The organism is Pseudomonas carassii (genome assembly GCF_036324045.1).
Classification (GTDB): domain Bacteria; phylum Pseudomonadota; class Gammaproteobacteria; order Pseudomonadales; family Pseudomonadaceae; genus Aquipseudomonas; species Aquipseudomonas peradeniyensis.
Map to the genome: position 1 here is coordinate 65,260 of NZ_JAZDCT010000029.1, position 14,401 is coordinate 79,660.

Below are 14,401 nucleotides of genomic sequence, written 5' to 3' on the forward strand. Positions count from 1 at the left end.
TCCAACACCTGAAGTAATTCCACGGTGCCTGGGCACCTCATGATCTTCAGCTTCCCCAGCACGCCTGGTCGCCCGCGCCCGTGTTATCGCGCACGCCTGCCTGATCGAGCAGGAAGTCGCCGCAGCGGTCATCCGCCATGAAGGCCTCGGGCGCTCGGCTGGCGCGCAGGCTGAACCGGTCAGTGTCGCGCCAGGCCTGCAGGCGGTAGTAGCGGGTGCCAGTGGGCAACACGGTGGTCAGCTGCTCGTTGTCGGCATAACCGCCCACGCGTGCGCGGTGCTGCTCCAGACGCAAAGCCGCGTCCTGCAGCAGGCCGACCGCTTCGCTTCGTGCGGCGCGGCGCACCTGGTCGCTGTAGCTGGGGTAGGCAATCGCTGCCAGCATGCCGATCAGCGCCACGACAATCAATAATTCGATCAGACCAAGGCCGCGCTGCATCTCAGCCCTCCCCCAGGCGCTGGCGCCAGCTGATCCGCTTCACCACACCGTCATCGTCGATGGCATAGACCGCCTCCAGCAGTTGCCGCCCGCGGGTTTGAAGGCTCACCGCGGTCACCCGGACCAGCGTCAGCCTGTCCCCGACGGGCTGACCCGCGACACGCAAGCTGTCTCCCAGGGTTTGCAGGTAAACGAAGCCACTGCGGGTCGCCAGCCAGGGTGGGGCAGGCTGCGTATCAGGTGGACTGGGTGGTGGACAGGCCTGGCAGCGGGCTGGGGTGCTGCCTGCAAGCAGTTCTGCACCCTCGATCAAGGCCGCCTCCGCCTGCTCGAAGGCTCGCGCGCCGGCCAGCTGATCGCCTGCTTGGCGCTGCTGCAAAAACGCCTCGCGCAGGGCCAGGGTTGCCAACAGGCCGAACAGCAGGCTCAAGACCAGCGCCAGCAACAGCACGATGCCACGCTGCCCCGTCACGACCTAGCTCCCGGATTGCGCAGGGCCACGCTCAGAGAATGGTGCTGCTCGAGCCCGTGCTGCCGGTCATGCAAGGTCAGGCGGATATCCAGCCGCTCGCCCTCTCCCGCCTCGACACGGCGGACCTCCAGCGCCCGCACCTGGTCGATGAGGCTGGCATGCTGCGCATTGCTGGTGAGCATCAGGCTGCCGTTGCGCACCCGGTAGGTCACCCGGCGCACCGGCAGCGCCAGCAACTCGCCGTCCCCGACGTGCTGCCCGGGCTGCACCCGCGCCCAACTGCGACAGTCGCTGAGCACGGTCCAGTCCGGTGTGCCGAGCAACCCGGGCAACTCGGCGCCGACCAGGGTCAGGCTGTCGCCGGTGATCGCGATGGGCGAGGCGAAAGCCTGGGCCGCGCCAGGATCGGCGAAGTCCTCGGTTTCAAGGCGCAGGCAACCGAACATCCCCGCCTGGCGGATATCCTCGGCCATTCGCTGCAAGGCCAGGCGCGCGTCATCCTGCAGGCGCGCCGCCGCCCCCTGCAGTTGCCAGGCCTGATGCGCCGAGACGAACACCTGGCCGGCCGCCGCCAGCAGCATCAGGCCCAGTGCCAGGGCCAGCAGTGCCTCGACCAGGCCGAAACCCACTTGCCGATGCCTCATGGCAGCACCCTGCCCTGCACGCTCAGCGACTGCCGCCCCTCTCCCATGCCCGGCCAATCGACATCCAGCACCAGCACGCCCCCGGCCAGGTTCATGCGCCCTTGCGCCGCACCACCGAGCACCTGGATCAGGCGCGACTGCCAGGCCGCTTCCTCGCCCGCCTCGAGCGCCCCGGCAGCCCTGACACGCTCCAACATGCCCTGGGCCAATTGCAACACCTGCGCCTCCCGCCGCGCCCCCTCGACCGCCTGCAGCCCACGCAGTTGCAAGGCCGCCGATGCGAACAGCCCCAGCGCCAGCAGCGTGACGGCCAGCAGCACCTCCAGCAGTGTCATGCCCCCTTCCCTCGCCCCCATAGCTCCTCCTGGGATCTTTCCTAGGCCGCAACCCGAACCGGCCGACTGGCGCCCTTGTTGGGCGTCCTGGAAGCTACAGAGAAGCACTTCCAGGGAGGAATGCAGCGTGGGGCAACAAGGCGTAACACTGATACAAATGATGTTCGCACTGGGCGTGTTGAGCCTTCTGACACACCAGGGCATATCGGCCTACGGCAAGTTCAGCGATGAGCTTTACGTCGGTGCCGTGGCCAGGGAGCTGGCACAGGCCCTGCGTGGCGCCCGTAATCAGGCGGCGCTAAGGCACCAGGCCGTGCTGGTCAGGCCACTGGAGGAGGATTGGAGCAAGGGTTGGCGGGTAGTGCTGGAACAGGATGGCGAACGGTTGCAGGAACATCGCCTGAACAGGCCACTGAGGATCGACACGACCTCGGACCGGGTCGTGAGGTTCAGCGCCCGGGGGGCGCCGCTGGGGGTAGGCTTCGTCGGCGCCACGCTGGACATCTGCCCGCACACCACCCTCGACAGCCGTCATCAGGTGGTGCTCAGCCCCAGTGGCCGGGTCAGCCTGCGCAGCGACGAGGGTCGCCGCTGTGCACGGGACTGACTCAGATAGAGCGGACCCTCAGCTCCTTGGGCATGGAGAAGGTGATGTTCTCCTCGCGCCCGTCGAGCTCTTCGGCGCCGGTCGCGCCCCAGGCCTTGAGCTGGTCGATCACGCCACGCACCAACACCTCGGGCGCCGAGGCGCCGGCGGTGATACCGATGCGCTCGGCCCCGTCGAACCAGCTGCGTTGCAGGTCTTCAGCGCCGTCGATCAGGTAGGCCGGTGTGCTCATGCGCTCGGCCAGCTCGCGCAGGCGGTTGGAGTTGGAGCTGTTGGGGCTGCCGACCACCAATACCACATCGCACTCGTCGGCCAGTTGCTTGACGGCATCCTGGCGGTTCTGGGTGGCGTAGCAGATATCGTCCTTGCGCGGGCCGCCGATGTTCGGGAAGCGTGCGCGCAGGGCGTCGATCACCCGGCTGGTGTCGTCCATCGACAGGGTGGTCTGGGTGACGAAGGCCAGGTGGTCAGGGTTGCGCACCTGCAGCTTGGCGACATCGTCCTCGTCCTCGACCAGGTAGATGGCACCGCCGTTGCTGGCGTCGTACTGGCCCATGGTGCCTTCGACTTCCGGGTGCCCCTCGTGGCCGATGAGGATGGTCTCACGGCCGTCGCGGCTGTACTTGGCAACCTCGATATGCACCTTGGTCACCAGCGGGCAGGTCGCGTCGAACACCTTCAGGCCACGGCCGGCGGCTTCCTGGCGCACGGCCTGGGAAACGCCGTGGGCGCTGAAGATGACAATGACGTCGTCCGGCACCTGGTCCAGCTCTTCGACGAAGATCGCGCCACGATTGCGCAGGTCCTCGACCACGAACTTGTTGTGCACCACTTCGTGACGCACGTAGATCGGCGGGCCGAAGACTTCCAGGGCGCGGTTGACGATCTCGATCGCCCGGTCGACCCCCGCGCAGAAGCCGCGCGGGTTGGCGAGTTTGATTTGCATGCTCGGCTCCAGGCTCACACGGCCTTCACGTCGAGGATCTGCACCTCGAAGTTCAGGGTCTTGCCAGCCAGTGGATGGTTGAAATCGATGGTCACCTGGTTGTCGTCGAATGCCTTGACCACGCCCGGAAGCTCAGTGTTGGCGGCGTCGTTGAAGATCACCAGCAGCCCTTCGGACAGCTCCATGCCTTCGAACTGCGAGCGCGGCATCACCTGCACGTTCTGAGGGTTGTGCTGGCCGAAGGCGTTCTCCGGGGCGATGCTCAGCTTGCGCTGGTCACCGGCCTTGAAGCCGAACAGGGCATTCTCGAAGCCCGGCAGCAGATTGCCGTCGCCGACCTTGAACACGGCCGGAGCCTTGTCGAAGGTGCTGTCGACGGTGTCGCCGTTTTCCAGGTGCAGCGCGAAGTGCAGGGTGACTTCGGTGTTCTGGCCGATGCGGGTCTCAGTCATGGACGGCTTCCTCGGACTTCTTGCTCTTGAACATGTCCAGCGCCAGCATCACCGCGCCCACGGTGATTGCGCTGTCGGCCAGGTTGAAGGCCGGGAAGTAGTAGCGGTTCTGCCAGTGCACCAGGATGAAATCGACCACATGGCCCAGCACGACGCGGTCGTACAGGTTGCCCAGCGCGCCGCCCAGCACCAGGGCCAGGGCCACGGCCAGCCAGGTCTCGTTGCGCCCCAGGCGCTTGAGCCAGACCACCAGCACGGCGCTGACCACCACGGCGATCAGCGCGAACAGCCAGCGCTGCCAGCCGGAGCTGTCGGCCAGGAAGCTGAACGCCGCGCCAGTGTTGTAGGCCAGGGTCCAGCTGAAGTAGTCGGGGATGACCACGATCTGCTGGTACATGGTCAGCGCGCTGTCGAAGTACAGCTTGGTAGCCTGGTCGAGGACCAGGACCACCAGGCTCAGCCAGAGCCAGGCAAGGCGCCCGAAGCGCCCTGCAGGAGCATTAGGCATAGTGGCGCACCTCGCCCGAACCGCTCAGGTTGTCGACGCAACGGGCACAGATTTCCGGATGCTCCGGGTGGCTGCCCACGTCGGCGCGGAAGTGCCAGCAACGGCCGCACTTGGCATGGCCGGACTTGACCACTTTCAGCTTGAGGCCTTCGACTTCGGTTGTCACGGCGTCGGCTGGCGCCTGGACGAACGGCACCACGCTGGCCGCCGAGGTGATCAGCACGAAGCGCAGCTCGTCGCCCAGCTTGTTCAGGTCGGCGGTCAGGCCCTCTTCGGCGAACAGGGTGACTTCGGCCTGCAGGTTGCCACCGATGACCTTGGCGGTACGCTGGTTCTCCAGCTCCTTGTTGACCGCGGCCTTGACGGCCATCACGCGGTCCCAGTAGGCACGGTCCAGCTCGGCGTCGGCCGGCAGCTCGGCCAGGCCCTGGTACCAGGTGTTGAGCATCACCGACTCGTTGCGCTCGCCCGGCAGGTACTGCCAGATCTCGTCGGCGGTGAACGCCAGGATCGGCGCGATCCAGCGCACCAGGGCCTCGCTGATGTGGTACAGCGCGGTCTGGCACGAACGGCGGGCGACACTGTTGGCGCCGGTGGTGTACTGGCGGTCCTTGATGATGTCGAGGTAGAAGCCGCCCAGCTCCTGCACGCAGAAGTTGTGGATCTTCGAGTAGACGTTCCAGAAACGGTACTCGCTGTAGTGCTCTTCCAGCTCGCGCTGCAGCAGCAGGGTGCGGTCAACCGCCCAACGGTCCAGGGCCAGCATGTCTTCAGCCGGCAGCAGGTCGCGGGCCGGGTCGAAGCCAGACAGGTTCGAGAGCAGGAAGCGCGCGGTGTTGCGGATGCGGCGATAGGCATCGGCGCTGCGCTGCAGGATCTGCTCGGAAACCGCCATCTCGCCGGAGTAGTCGGTGGCCGAGACCCACAGGCGCAGGATGTCGGCACCCAGGGTGTCGTTGACTTTCTGCGGCTCGATGGTGTTGCCCAGCGACTTGGACATCTTGCGGCCGTTCTCGTCCACGGTGAAGCCGTGGGTCAGCAGCTCGCGGTAAGGCGCGTGGCCGTCGATGGCGCAACCGGTCAGCAAGGATGAGTGGAACCAGCCGCGGTGCTGGTCGGAGCCTTCCAGGTACAGGTCGGCGCGCGGGCCGGTGGCGTGGCCGATGTCGTGGGAGCCGCGCAGCACGTGCCAATGGGTGGTGCCGGAGTCGAACCACACATCGAGGGTGTCGGTGATCTTGTCGTACTGGCCGGCTTCGTCACCGAGCAGCTCGGCGGCGTCCAGCTTGAACCAGGCCTCGATGCCTTCCTGCTCGACGCGCTTGGCGACTTCTTCCATCAGCTCGACGGTGCGCGGGTGCAGTTCGCCGGTCTGCTTGTCAAGGAAGAACGGAATCGGCACGCCCCAGTTGCGCTGACGCGAGATGCACCAGTCCGGACGGTTGGCGATCATCGAGTGCAGGCGCGCCTGGCCCCAGGCCGGGACGAACTTGGTCTCTTCGATGGCCTTGAGCGCGCGCTCGCGCAGCGGCTCGCCGGTGCTCGGCTGCTTGTCCATGCCGACGAACCACTGCGCGGTGGCGCGGTAGATCAGTGGGGTCTTGTGGCGCCAGCAGTGCATGTAGCTGTGGCTGATGGTCTCGGTGTGCATCAGCGCGCCGACTTCGCTGAGCTTTTCAACGATGGCCGGGTTGGCCTTCCAGATGAACTGGCCGCCGAAGAACGGCAGCGACTCGACGTACACGCCGTTGCTCTGCACCGGGGTGAGGATGTCGTCGTTGACCATGCCGTAACGCTTGCAGGTGACGAAGTCGTCTTCACCGTAGGCCGGCGAGGAGTGCACCACGCCGGTACCGGCGCCCAGTTCGACGTAGTCGGCCAGGTAGATCGGCGACAGACGGTCGTAGAACGGGTGGCGGAAGTTGATCAACTCCAGGGCCGAACCCGGGGCGGTGGCGATGATCGAGCCTTCCAGGTTGTAGCGCTTGAGGCACGACTCGACCAGCTCTTCGGCCAGCACCAGCAGGCGCTCGCCGGTATCGACCAGGGCGTACTTGAAGTCCGGGTGGATGTTCAGCGCCTGGTTGGCCGGGATGGTCCACGGGGTGGTGGTCCAGATCACGATGGCGGCGGGCTTGGCCAGCGCGCCCAGGCCGAAGGCGGCGGCCAGCTTGTCGGCATCGGCCACCGGGAAGGCGACGTCGATGGTCTGGGATTTCTTGTCGGCGTACTCGACCTCGGCTTCAGCCAGCGCCGAGCCGCAATCGAAGCACCAGTTCACGGGCTTGAGGCCCTTGAACACGAAGCCCTGCTTGACCATCTCGGCCAGGGCGCGGATTTCACCGGCCTCGTTGGCGAAGTTCATGGTCTTGTACGGGTTGTCCCAGTCGCCCAGCACGCCCAGGCGGATGAACTCGGTCTTCTGTCCTTCGATCTGCTCGGCGGCATACTCGCGGCACAGCTCACGGGTGCGGTCGGCGGTCAGGTGCTTGCCGTGGGTGACCTCGACCTTGTGCTCGATCGGCAGGCCGTGGCAGTCCCAGCCCGGCACGTACGGCGCATCGAAGCCGGACAGGGTCTTGGAGCGGACGATCATGTCCTTGAGAATCTTGTTCAGCGCATGACCGATGTGGATCTTGCCGTTGGCATAGGGCGGGCCGTCGTGCAGGACGAACTTCGGACGATCCTTGCCAATTTCGCGCAACTTACCGTACAGGCCAATACTGTCCCAGCGCTGCAGGATCTGCGGTTCGCGCTGAGGCAGGCCGGCCTTCATGGGGAAGGCGGTGTCCGGAAGGTTAAGCGTGGCTTTGTAGTCGGTCATTTCAGGCTCTTCGTTAGCGGTTGAGCGTGCCAGTGGGCACGTGCGGCGGCGATGTCCGCGTCGATCGCCGACTTCAGCGCCTCCAGGGAGGCGAAACGCTGCTCTTCACGCAGCTTGTGGTGGAATTCCACCGTCAGGCGCCGGCCATACAGGTCGCCGGCGTAGTCCAGGAGATGAATCTCCAGGTGAGGACGCCCGTCACCGGCAACGGTGGGACGCACTCCGATATTGCCGACACCCGGCCAGGCCTTGCCGTCGATCTCGATGCTGGCCAGGTAGACCCCGGACAGCGGCACACGACGGCGCTTGAGCTGGATGTTGGCGGTGGGGGTGCCGAGCTGGCGGGCCAGCTTCTGGCCATGCAGCACGCGCCCGGTGATACGGTATGGACGCCCCAGCAGGTGCTCGGCCAGCTCGAAGTTGCCTTCGGCCAGGGCCTTGCGCACTTCGGTGCTGCTGACCCGCAGGCCGTCCTGGATCACGGTATTGGCCGCCTCGACGCTGAAGCCGTGGCGTTTGCCGGCTTCGGTGAGGAAGACGAAGTCGCCGGCACGGTCGCAACCGAAGCGGAAGTCGTCGCCCACTTCGAGATGGCGTACGCCCAGGCCATCGACCAGCACCGCCTTGACGAACTGTTCGGCGCTGAGCTGGCTCAGGCGCTGGTTGAACGACAGGCACAGCACCCGATCGATGCCCTCGCCGGCCAGCAGCTCGACCTTGTCGCGCAGGCGGGCCAGGCGCGCCGGGGCGCTCTGCGGGGCGAAGTACTCGCGCGGCTGCGGCTCGAAGATCACCACGCAGGTGGGCAGGCCCAGTTCCTGACCGCGTTCGCGCAGGCGTGCGAGGATCGCCTGGTGGCCGCGGTGGACCCCGTCGAAGTTGCCAATGGTGGCGACACAGCCCCGGTGCTCGGGGCGCAGGTTGTGAAGACCTCGAACCAGCTGCATAACGCGCTTCTTGCTCATAAAGTGGCCGATTATAACCACACCCGGGCGCTGGTGACAGGCAGCAGCGCCCCCATGGGGCGTGGAATGCGAAAAACCGACGCCTGACCCCTTGCGCGCCTCAGTGCAACGCCTTGCGGGCGAAATGCCGTGGACGGAAACCACACAGGTACAGGCAACCAAAGTAGGTCACCACGCCCGCCGCGATCAGGCCGCCGAGGCGCAGGAAGCGCGCGAGCATGTTGCCCTGCTCCCAGGCCGGCAGGTAGTGCATGCCCAGCAGCAGCACGCCCGACATCAGGGTCACGGCCAGCACCAGCTTGAGCAGGAACGCCATCCAGCCCGGCTGCGGCTGGAACAGTTGCTGGCTGCGCAGCTTCCAGTACAGCAGGCCGGCGTTCAGGCACGCGCCCAGGCTGATGGCCAGGGCCAGCCCGGCATGGGCCAGCGGGCCGATCAGCACCAGGTTGAGCAACTGGGTGCAGACCAGGGTGAAGACTGCGATCTTCACCGGCGTGCGGATATTCTGCTGCGCATAGAAGCCAGGTGCCAGTACCTTGACCAGGATGATCGCCAGCAGGCCCACCGAATAGGCGATCAGGGCGCGCTGGGTCATGGCAGCGTCGAAGGCGGTGAACTTGCCGTACTGGAACAGCGCCACGGTCAGCGGTTCAGCGAGGATGGCCAGGGCCAGGGTGCAGGGCAGCACCAGCAGGAAGCATAGGCGCAGGCCCCAGTCGAGGATCCGCGAATACTCCTCACGGTCCTTGTTGGCATAGGTCTTGGCCAGGGTCGGCAGCAGGATGGTGCCCAGGGCCACGCCGAGCACGCCGGAGGGCAGCTCCATCAGGCGGTCGGCGTAGTACATCCACGACACCGAGCCTGCCACCAGGAACGAGGCGAAGATGGTGTTGATGATCAGCGAGATCTGGCTCACCGAAACCCCGAGGATGGCCGGCAGCATCTGCTTGAGCACGCGCCACACCCCGGTGTCGCGCAGGTTCAGACGCGGCAGCACAAGCATGCCGATCTTTTTCAGCGCTGGCAGCTGGTACAGCAGCTGCGCCAGGCCACCGGCCAGCACGCCCCAGCCCAGGGCCATGATTGGCGGGTCGAAGTACGGCGTCAGCAGCACGGCGAAGGCGATCATCGCCAGATTGAGCAGCGTGGGGGTGAACGCCGGCACGCTGAAGCGGTTCCAGGTGTTGAGGATCGCGCCGACCAGCGACGACAGCGAGATCAGCAATATATAAGGAAACGTGACCCGCAGCAGCGAGGTGGTCAGCTCGTACTTTTCCGCGCTGTCGACAAAGCCCGGCGCGGTGGCCCAGACCACCCACGGCGCGGCGAGGATGCCGATCACCGTGACCAGGGCCAGGACCAGGGTCAGCAGGCCGCTTACATAGGCGATGAAGGTACGGGTGGCCTCCTCGCCCTGCTGGGTCTTGTACTCGGCCAGGATCGGCACGAAGGCCTGGGAGAAGGCTCCCTCGGCGAAGATCCGCCGCAGCAGGTTGGGTAGCTTGAAGGCGATGAAGAAGGCGTCGGTGGCGATGCCGGCGCCGAACACCCGCGCCAGGATGGTATCGCGGACGAAGCCGAGCACCCGGGAAATCATGGTGATGGAGCTGACCGCGGCCAGGGATTTGAGCAGGTTCATCGAAAAGTTTCACGCCAGGGACAGAGGGCGCTGCCAGACAGCGTCCGAATGTGCGATACTCCCGCGCCTTCGCAGGGGAGCCAAAAAATCCCGAGTTTACAGGTCGTGCGGCAGAAAGGAATATTTCCCTCCTGTTGGCTCACCACTCGGCGGAACCCTGCAGGTGGCCTTGACATCCGCTCGACTCATCGGCATGATTCGCGGCCTATTTTGTTTGCTATTTACCTAAAGTCTTTCGAGGAGCTCGACGGTGGCCAACTCACCTTCCGCCAAGAAACGTGCAAAACAGGCTGAGAAGCGTCGCAGCCACAACGCCAGCCTGCGTTCCATGGTCCGCACCTACATCAAGAATGTAGTCAAAGCCATCGACGCAAAAGACGCCGAAAAAGCGCAAGCCGCTTACGTTCTGGCTGTACCTGTAATCGACCGTATGGCCGACAAGGGTATCATCCACAAGAACAAAGCTGCTCGCCACAAAGGCCGTCTGAATGGCCACATCAAGGCGCTGAAAGAAGCTGCAGCTGCCTAAGCGACGTTCTTGTCGAAAAAACCGACCCTAGGGTCGGTTTTTTTATGCCTGTGATTTCTTGCCGGCAACACCCTCTCTACCTCTGTAGGAGCGGCCTCGTGCCGCGAAAGGGCTGCGTAGCAGCCCCAGGGTTTGTGTATTAATGCAACGATCGCAGGGGCCGCTATGCGGCCCTTTCGCGGCACAAGGCCGCTCCTACAGGCACCAGATCACTTACCGATCTGAATCTTCGGTGCCCACTCCAGCCAGGCATCCTCGGCCTTGTCGAACAAAGCGAAGGTCTGTTGTGGCCGAGCAGGATTGCCCATCTGCTCGCCGTCCGGCGTGGCAAAGGCGATCCCGCCCTCGATCAGGGTCTCCACCGACTCGGTGCGCACCGTGGCGCCCTTGAACAGGCCCCAGTCGAAGCCGAACCCACTGCTGTTCCAGAAACGGCTGCCGCCACGTACCAGCCCGGCGTAACGCGGTTCGATCAGGATGTGGATAAGTACCCGGTCGGCGGTCTGGCCCAGTTCAAAGCCGGTGACCTTGCCCACCGTGACCTCTCGATAGGTGACCGGTACACCCGGCTTGATCGAGCCACGGCGCGCCGCGCTCAGGGTCAACGGCAGGCCGACCTCCTCGCCTTTGACTTCCGGCGCATCGCTCAGGGCGATGAAATCACGCTGCGGCCCCTTGTCCTTGAGCGCTGGCAGCACCTCCAGGTACTGGCCGCCGATCAAGGTATCGAGGTTCTGGGTACGCACCAGGCCCAAGGCCGGCTTGACCACCCAGAACTGAGTGCCGGTACGGGCGATACGCTCGGCCGCCTGGGTAATCCGCGCACGCAGCACCACGGCCTGCAGGTCGCTGGTCAGGTCGACGCTTTCGACACTGCCCACATCCAGGCCGCGGAAACGGATCGGCGTGCCCGGCTTCAGCCCTTCGGCACGATCGACACGGATGGTGATCAGGGTGCCGGCACGGTTGGCCGCATCCTGACTTTCATGCAGGCGGAAGCGTGGGATGCGGCGCTTGAGCGGCACATCCGGTTTCGGCGTATCGAAGGCGATACCACCGGCCATCAGCGTCTGCAGCGACTCGCTCTTGACCTGGATCCCCGACAGCCCGCCAGTCAGGGTGATGCCGCTGGCATTCCAGAAGCGCGAGGAGCCGTTGACCAGGTTCTCGTATTCCTTCTCGATATGCACCCCGATCAGGATGCGCTTGCTGTTGCGGGCGAACTGATAGCTCTGCACGCTACCCACGCGCACCTGGCGATACATCACCGGGCTGCCCACTTCCAGCGAGCCCAGGGTATCGGCGAACAGCACCATGTGTCGGCCCGGCGCCTTCAGGTCCAGCGGCGGCGCCTTGGGTCGCGCCTCGAACTCGCGCAGGGGCTTGGCGCCTGGCTCACCCGGGCGCACAGCAATGTAGTTACCCTTAACCAAAGCCTCTAGGCCGGTGATGCCGGCAAGCGAGATGGACGGTTTGACCACCCAGAACTGAGTACCTTCGACCAGGTAGTCCTCGGCCAGCGGGTCCAGAGTCAGCTCGGCAATGGCGGTGGAGAGGTCGCCTTCGACTTTCAGATCCTTCAGCGACCCCACCTGGATACCTTTGTACAGCACCGGCGTGCGGCCCTTCTGCAGCCCCTCGAAGTCGCTGAGCTTGACCTTGACCCGGATGCCAGCCTGGGCGGCATCGAAGTCTTCGTACAGACGGAACGGCAGGCTCGGATCGGTGGGTGGGCTGTCCTTGCGGTTCTCCGGCGTGGCGAAGGCGATGCCGCCGGCGACGATGCTTGAGAGCGATTCGGTGCGCACCTTCACGCCGGACAGGTCGGCGTCGATGCTGACCCCGCTGGCGTTCCAGAACCGTGTGTGCTTGCGCACCAGGCTGGCGTACGCGGGCGCAATGAATACCTTGATCTCGACCGTACCTTGGTCCTCGGACAGGCGATAGCTCTTCACACGCCCAACCTGGATCTGCTTGTAGAACACCGGGCTGTCACGATTGAGCGAACCCAAGCGCTCGGCCTTGAGAGTGAGGTGCAGGCCCGGCTCGGTATCCGATAACGGCGGGGCTTCCTTGAGCGCGGTGAAACGCTTGGTCAGATCGCCCTCCCCCGGGTCGACGGCGATATAGTTGCCCGAAACCAGCGTCTCCAGCCCCGAAATGCCGGCCAGGCTGACACTTGGCTTCACCAGCCAGAAGCGCGTGCCCTTGGTCAGGTGAGGCCCTGCCTCCTTGCGCATCTCGATGGTGGCGACCACACCGCGGTTTTCCCCCTTGTCATCCAGCACCAGGGCGATGACCTTGCCCACCGACATGCCCTTGTAGATGACCTCGGTCTTGTTGGCGACGATGCCCTCGCCGCTCTCGAAGCGCACCTGGATCTCGATGCCGGCATCGCGATAGGCCTGCCAGGCCAGCCAGCCGCCGATCGCCAGGGCAATCAGCGGCAGGATCCAGATGGCCGACCAGTTCGAAGCAGGCCGGGTTTTAGCCGTAGGCAAATCACTCATGGTCGTCATCCGACTCCGTGTTATCCCAGATCAGTCGGGGATCGAAAGTTAAAGCTGCGAGCATCGTCAGGATCACCACGGTGGCGAAGGCGACGGCGCCCAGGTTGGCTTCGACACTGGCAATGCGGCCGAAATTCACCACCGCCACCAGGATGGCGATAACGAAGATGTCCAGCATCGACCAGCGACCGATGAATTCGATGAAGCGGTACATCAGGATGCGCTGGCGCGCTGAGAGCGGCTGGTGGCGCTGCACCGAGTACAACAGCAGGGCGATGCCGACCAGCTTGAAGGTCGGCACCAGGATGCTGGCGATGAACACCACTGCGGCGATCGGCAGCATGCCATGCTTCATCAAAGTGATGACCCCAGACATGATGGTGTCCGGGCTGCCCTGGCCGAGCGCGCTGACGGTCATGATCGGCAGCACGTTGGCCGGGATATACAGCACCATGGCCGTGATCAGCAGCGCCCAGGTGCGCACGATGCTGTTCGGCCGCCGGGCATGCACCACCGCGCCGCAGCGGGTGCAGACCTGCGAGGCACTGTCGTGCGCCTGGCGGTTCAGCTCGTGACATTCATTGCAGACCAGGATGCCTGCATCAATCGCCCGCATGGACATCCTCCCCCGACAAGGCCACCCAGATCTGGTGCGGCGACATGACCACCTCGAGCCATACCTGCACCAGCAACAGGCTGATGAAGCAGAACAGGCCCAGGCCGATACCCAGTTCGGCCAGGTCGACCAACTTGACGATGGCCACCAGCACGCCCATGAAGTAGACCTCGAGCATGCCCCACTCGCGCAGGTGGTGATAGATACGATAGATCAGCAGGCCGTAGCTGCGGCCGACATCCAGGCGGATGCTCAGCAGCACCAACAGCTGGCAGAGCAGCTTGAGCAGAGGGATGGCCATGCTGCACAGGAACACCACCACGGCGATGCCGCGCATCTCTGAATCGTACAGGCCAAGCACACCGCTCCAGACGGTGTCGTCGGAGGTTTGGCCGAGCAGGTGCAACTGCATGATCGGCAGGAAGTTGGCCGGCACGTACAGCAGCAACGCGGTCAGGACCAGGGCCAGGCTGCGGTTGATCAAGTTGTGGCGATGGGCGTACAGCTCGTAGCCGCAGCGCGGGCACAGGGCCTTCTCGTCATTTTGCAGCGTGGTCTTGCGCATCAGCAGGTCACACTCGTGGCAGGCCACGAGTTCGTCCAGCGGCAGCTGCGCGAGCGCTTCGGGATCGACAGGGTTGGGCATAAGGGGGTTCTGAATGGATGCGTCGGCTCTATTCTAGTGTTCCGACTCGAATTGTGGGAGATGGCCGTTATGAGGAACTGTATCGGCGTTCGAGTCACATTTTCCGCAGACAACGCTACCCCCCTGTAGGAGCGGCCTTGTGTCGCGAAAGGGCTGCGAAGCAGACCCAGGATTTCAGTGTTGATGCAGAGATTGCCGGGGCCGCTTTGCGGCCCTTTCGCGACACAAGGCCGCTCCTACAGGGGGGCGGTATTGGCTTTGATAGCGCA

At 64.8% G+C, this 14,401-nt stretch carries 15 protein-coding genes; 2 read left to right on the plus strand and 13 right to left on the minus strand.

What is annotated here, in order from left to right; translation table 11 throughout:
* Nucleotides 1-46: 46 nt before the first annotated feature.
* From V0R62_RS19985 to V0R62_RS26905, 4 genes are read right to left on the minus strand one after another with little or no spacing between them, the layout of a single operon-like run.
* The gene (locus tag V0R62_RS19985; RefSeq protein WP_330104932.1) at nt 47-439 is read right to left on the minus strand and encodes a type IV pilin protein; all 393 of its coding nucleotides are present in this window, start codon (nt 437-439) and stop codon (nt 47-49) included.
* Nucleotide 440: 1 nt separating this feature from the next.
* Nucleotides 441-911 (minus strand): hypothetical protein, encoded by a 471-nt coding sequence (locus V0R62_RS19990; RefSeq protein WP_330104933.1) that lies wholly within the window; start codon nt 909-911, stop codon nt 441-443.
* A complete protein-coding gene (locus V0R62_RS19995) occupies nt 908-1,555 on the minus strand; it encodes a PilW family protein (protein ID WP_330104934.1) in 648 nt (215 codons plus the stop codon). The genes V0R62_RS19990 and V0R62_RS19995 overlap by 4 nt, the downstream gene beginning before the upstream one ends.
* Nucleotides 1,552-1,890 (minus strand): hypothetical protein, encoded by a 339-nt coding sequence (locus V0R62_RS26905; RefSeq protein ID WP_408005700.1) that lies wholly within the window; start codon nt 1,888-1,890, stop codon nt 1,552-1,554. Before V0R62_RS26905 ends, V0R62_RS19995 begins: the two co-directional genes overlap by 4 nt.
* A 157-nt stretch (nt 1,891-2,047) precedes the next feature.
* Between V0R62_RS26905 and V0R62_RS20005 the strand changes: the two genes are divergently transcribed.
* A complete protein-coding gene (locus V0R62_RS20005) occupies nt 2,048-2,497 on the plus strand; it encodes a GspH/FimT family pseudopilin (protein WP_330104935.1) in 450 nt (149 codons plus the stop codon).
* 1 nt (nt 2,498) lies between these two features.
* Here the strand turns inward: V0R62_RS20005 and ispH are convergent, their stop codons facing one another.
* The 6 genes from ispH to murJ form a co-directional block, all read right to left on the minus strand.
* The gene (gene ispH / locus V0R62_RS20010) at nt 2,499-3,443 is read right to left on the minus strand and encodes a 4-hydroxy-3-methylbut-2-enyl diphosphate reductase (RefSeq protein ID WP_330104936.1); all 945 of its coding nucleotides are present in this window, start codon (nt 3,441-3,443) and stop codon (nt 2,499-2,501) included.
* Nucleotides 3,444-3,457: 14 nt separating this feature from the next.
* Nucleotides 3,458-3,895, minus strand: coding sequence for an FKBP-type peptidyl-prolyl cis-trans isomerase (gene fkpB / locus V0R62_RS20015; RefSeq protein WP_330104937.1), 438 nt, complete (start codon nt 3,893-3,895; stop codon nt 3,458-3,460).
* A complete protein-coding gene (gene lspA / locus V0R62_RS20020) occupies nt 3,888-4,403 on the minus strand; it encodes a signal peptidase II (RefSeq protein ID WP_186662657.1) in 516 nt (171 codons plus the stop codon). Before lspA ends, fkpB begins: the two co-directional genes overlap by 8 nt.
* The gene (ileS, locus tag V0R62_RS20025) at nt 4,396-7,227 is read right to left on the minus strand and encodes an isoleucine--tRNA ligase (RefSeq protein ID WP_069016176.1); all 2,832 of its coding nucleotides are present in this window, start codon (nt 7,225-7,227) and stop codon (nt 4,396-4,398) included. Before ileS ends, lspA begins: the two co-directional genes overlap by 8 nt.
* Nucleotides 7,224-8,174, minus strand: coding sequence for a bifunctional riboflavin kinase/FAD synthetase (ribF, locus tag V0R62_RS20030; RefSeq protein WP_186714214.1), 951 nt, complete (start codon nt 8,172-8,174; stop codon nt 7,224-7,226). The genes ileS and ribF overlap by 4 nt, the downstream gene beginning before the upstream one ends.
* Nucleotides 8,175-8,292: 118 nt before the next feature.
* Nucleotides 8,293-9,831, minus strand: coding sequence for a murein biosynthesis integral membrane protein MurJ (gene murJ / locus V0R62_RS20035; protein ID WP_330104938.1), 1,539 nt, complete (start codon nt 9,829-9,831; stop codon nt 8,293-8,295).
* 250 nt (nt 9,832-10,081) lie between these two features.
* On the opposite strand from murJ, the gene rpsT reads away from it, so the two are divergent.
* Complete coding sequence (rpsT, locus tag V0R62_RS20040; RefSeq protein WP_023533220.1) at nt 10,082-10,360, plus strand: 30S ribosomal protein S20; 279 nt, start codon at nt 10,082-10,084, stop codon at nt 10,358-10,360.
* 209 nt (nt 10,361-10,569) lie between these two features.
* Here rpsT and V0R62_RS20045 read toward each other — a convergent pair whose 3' ends face one another.
* The 3 genes from V0R62_RS20045 to V0R62_RS20055 are packed head-to-tail and all read right to left on the minus strand — an operon-like array spanning nt 10,570 to nt 14,132.
* Entirely contained in the window at nt 10,570-12,870 is a 2,301-nt protein-coding gene (locus V0R62_RS20045; RefSeq protein WP_330104939.1) for a PqiB family protein, read from the minus strand.
* Nucleotides 12,863-13,486 carry a paraquat-inducible protein A gene (locus V0R62_RS20050; protein ID WP_280083381.1) on the minus strand — a complete coding sequence of 208 codons (624 nt, stop codon included), beginning with the start codon at nt 13,484-13,486 and terminating at the stop codon, nt 12,863-12,865. The genes V0R62_RS20045 and V0R62_RS20050 overlap by 8 nt, the downstream gene beginning before the upstream one ends.
* Nucleotides 13,473-14,132, minus strand: a complete 660-nt coding sequence (locus tag V0R62_RS20055; RefSeq protein ID WP_330104940.1) for a paraquat-inducible protein A — start codon at nt 14,130-14,132, stop codon at nt 13,473-13,475. Before V0R62_RS20055 ends, V0R62_RS20050 begins: the two co-directional genes overlap by 14 nt.
* Nucleotides 14,133-14,401: the final 269 nt, after the last annotated feature.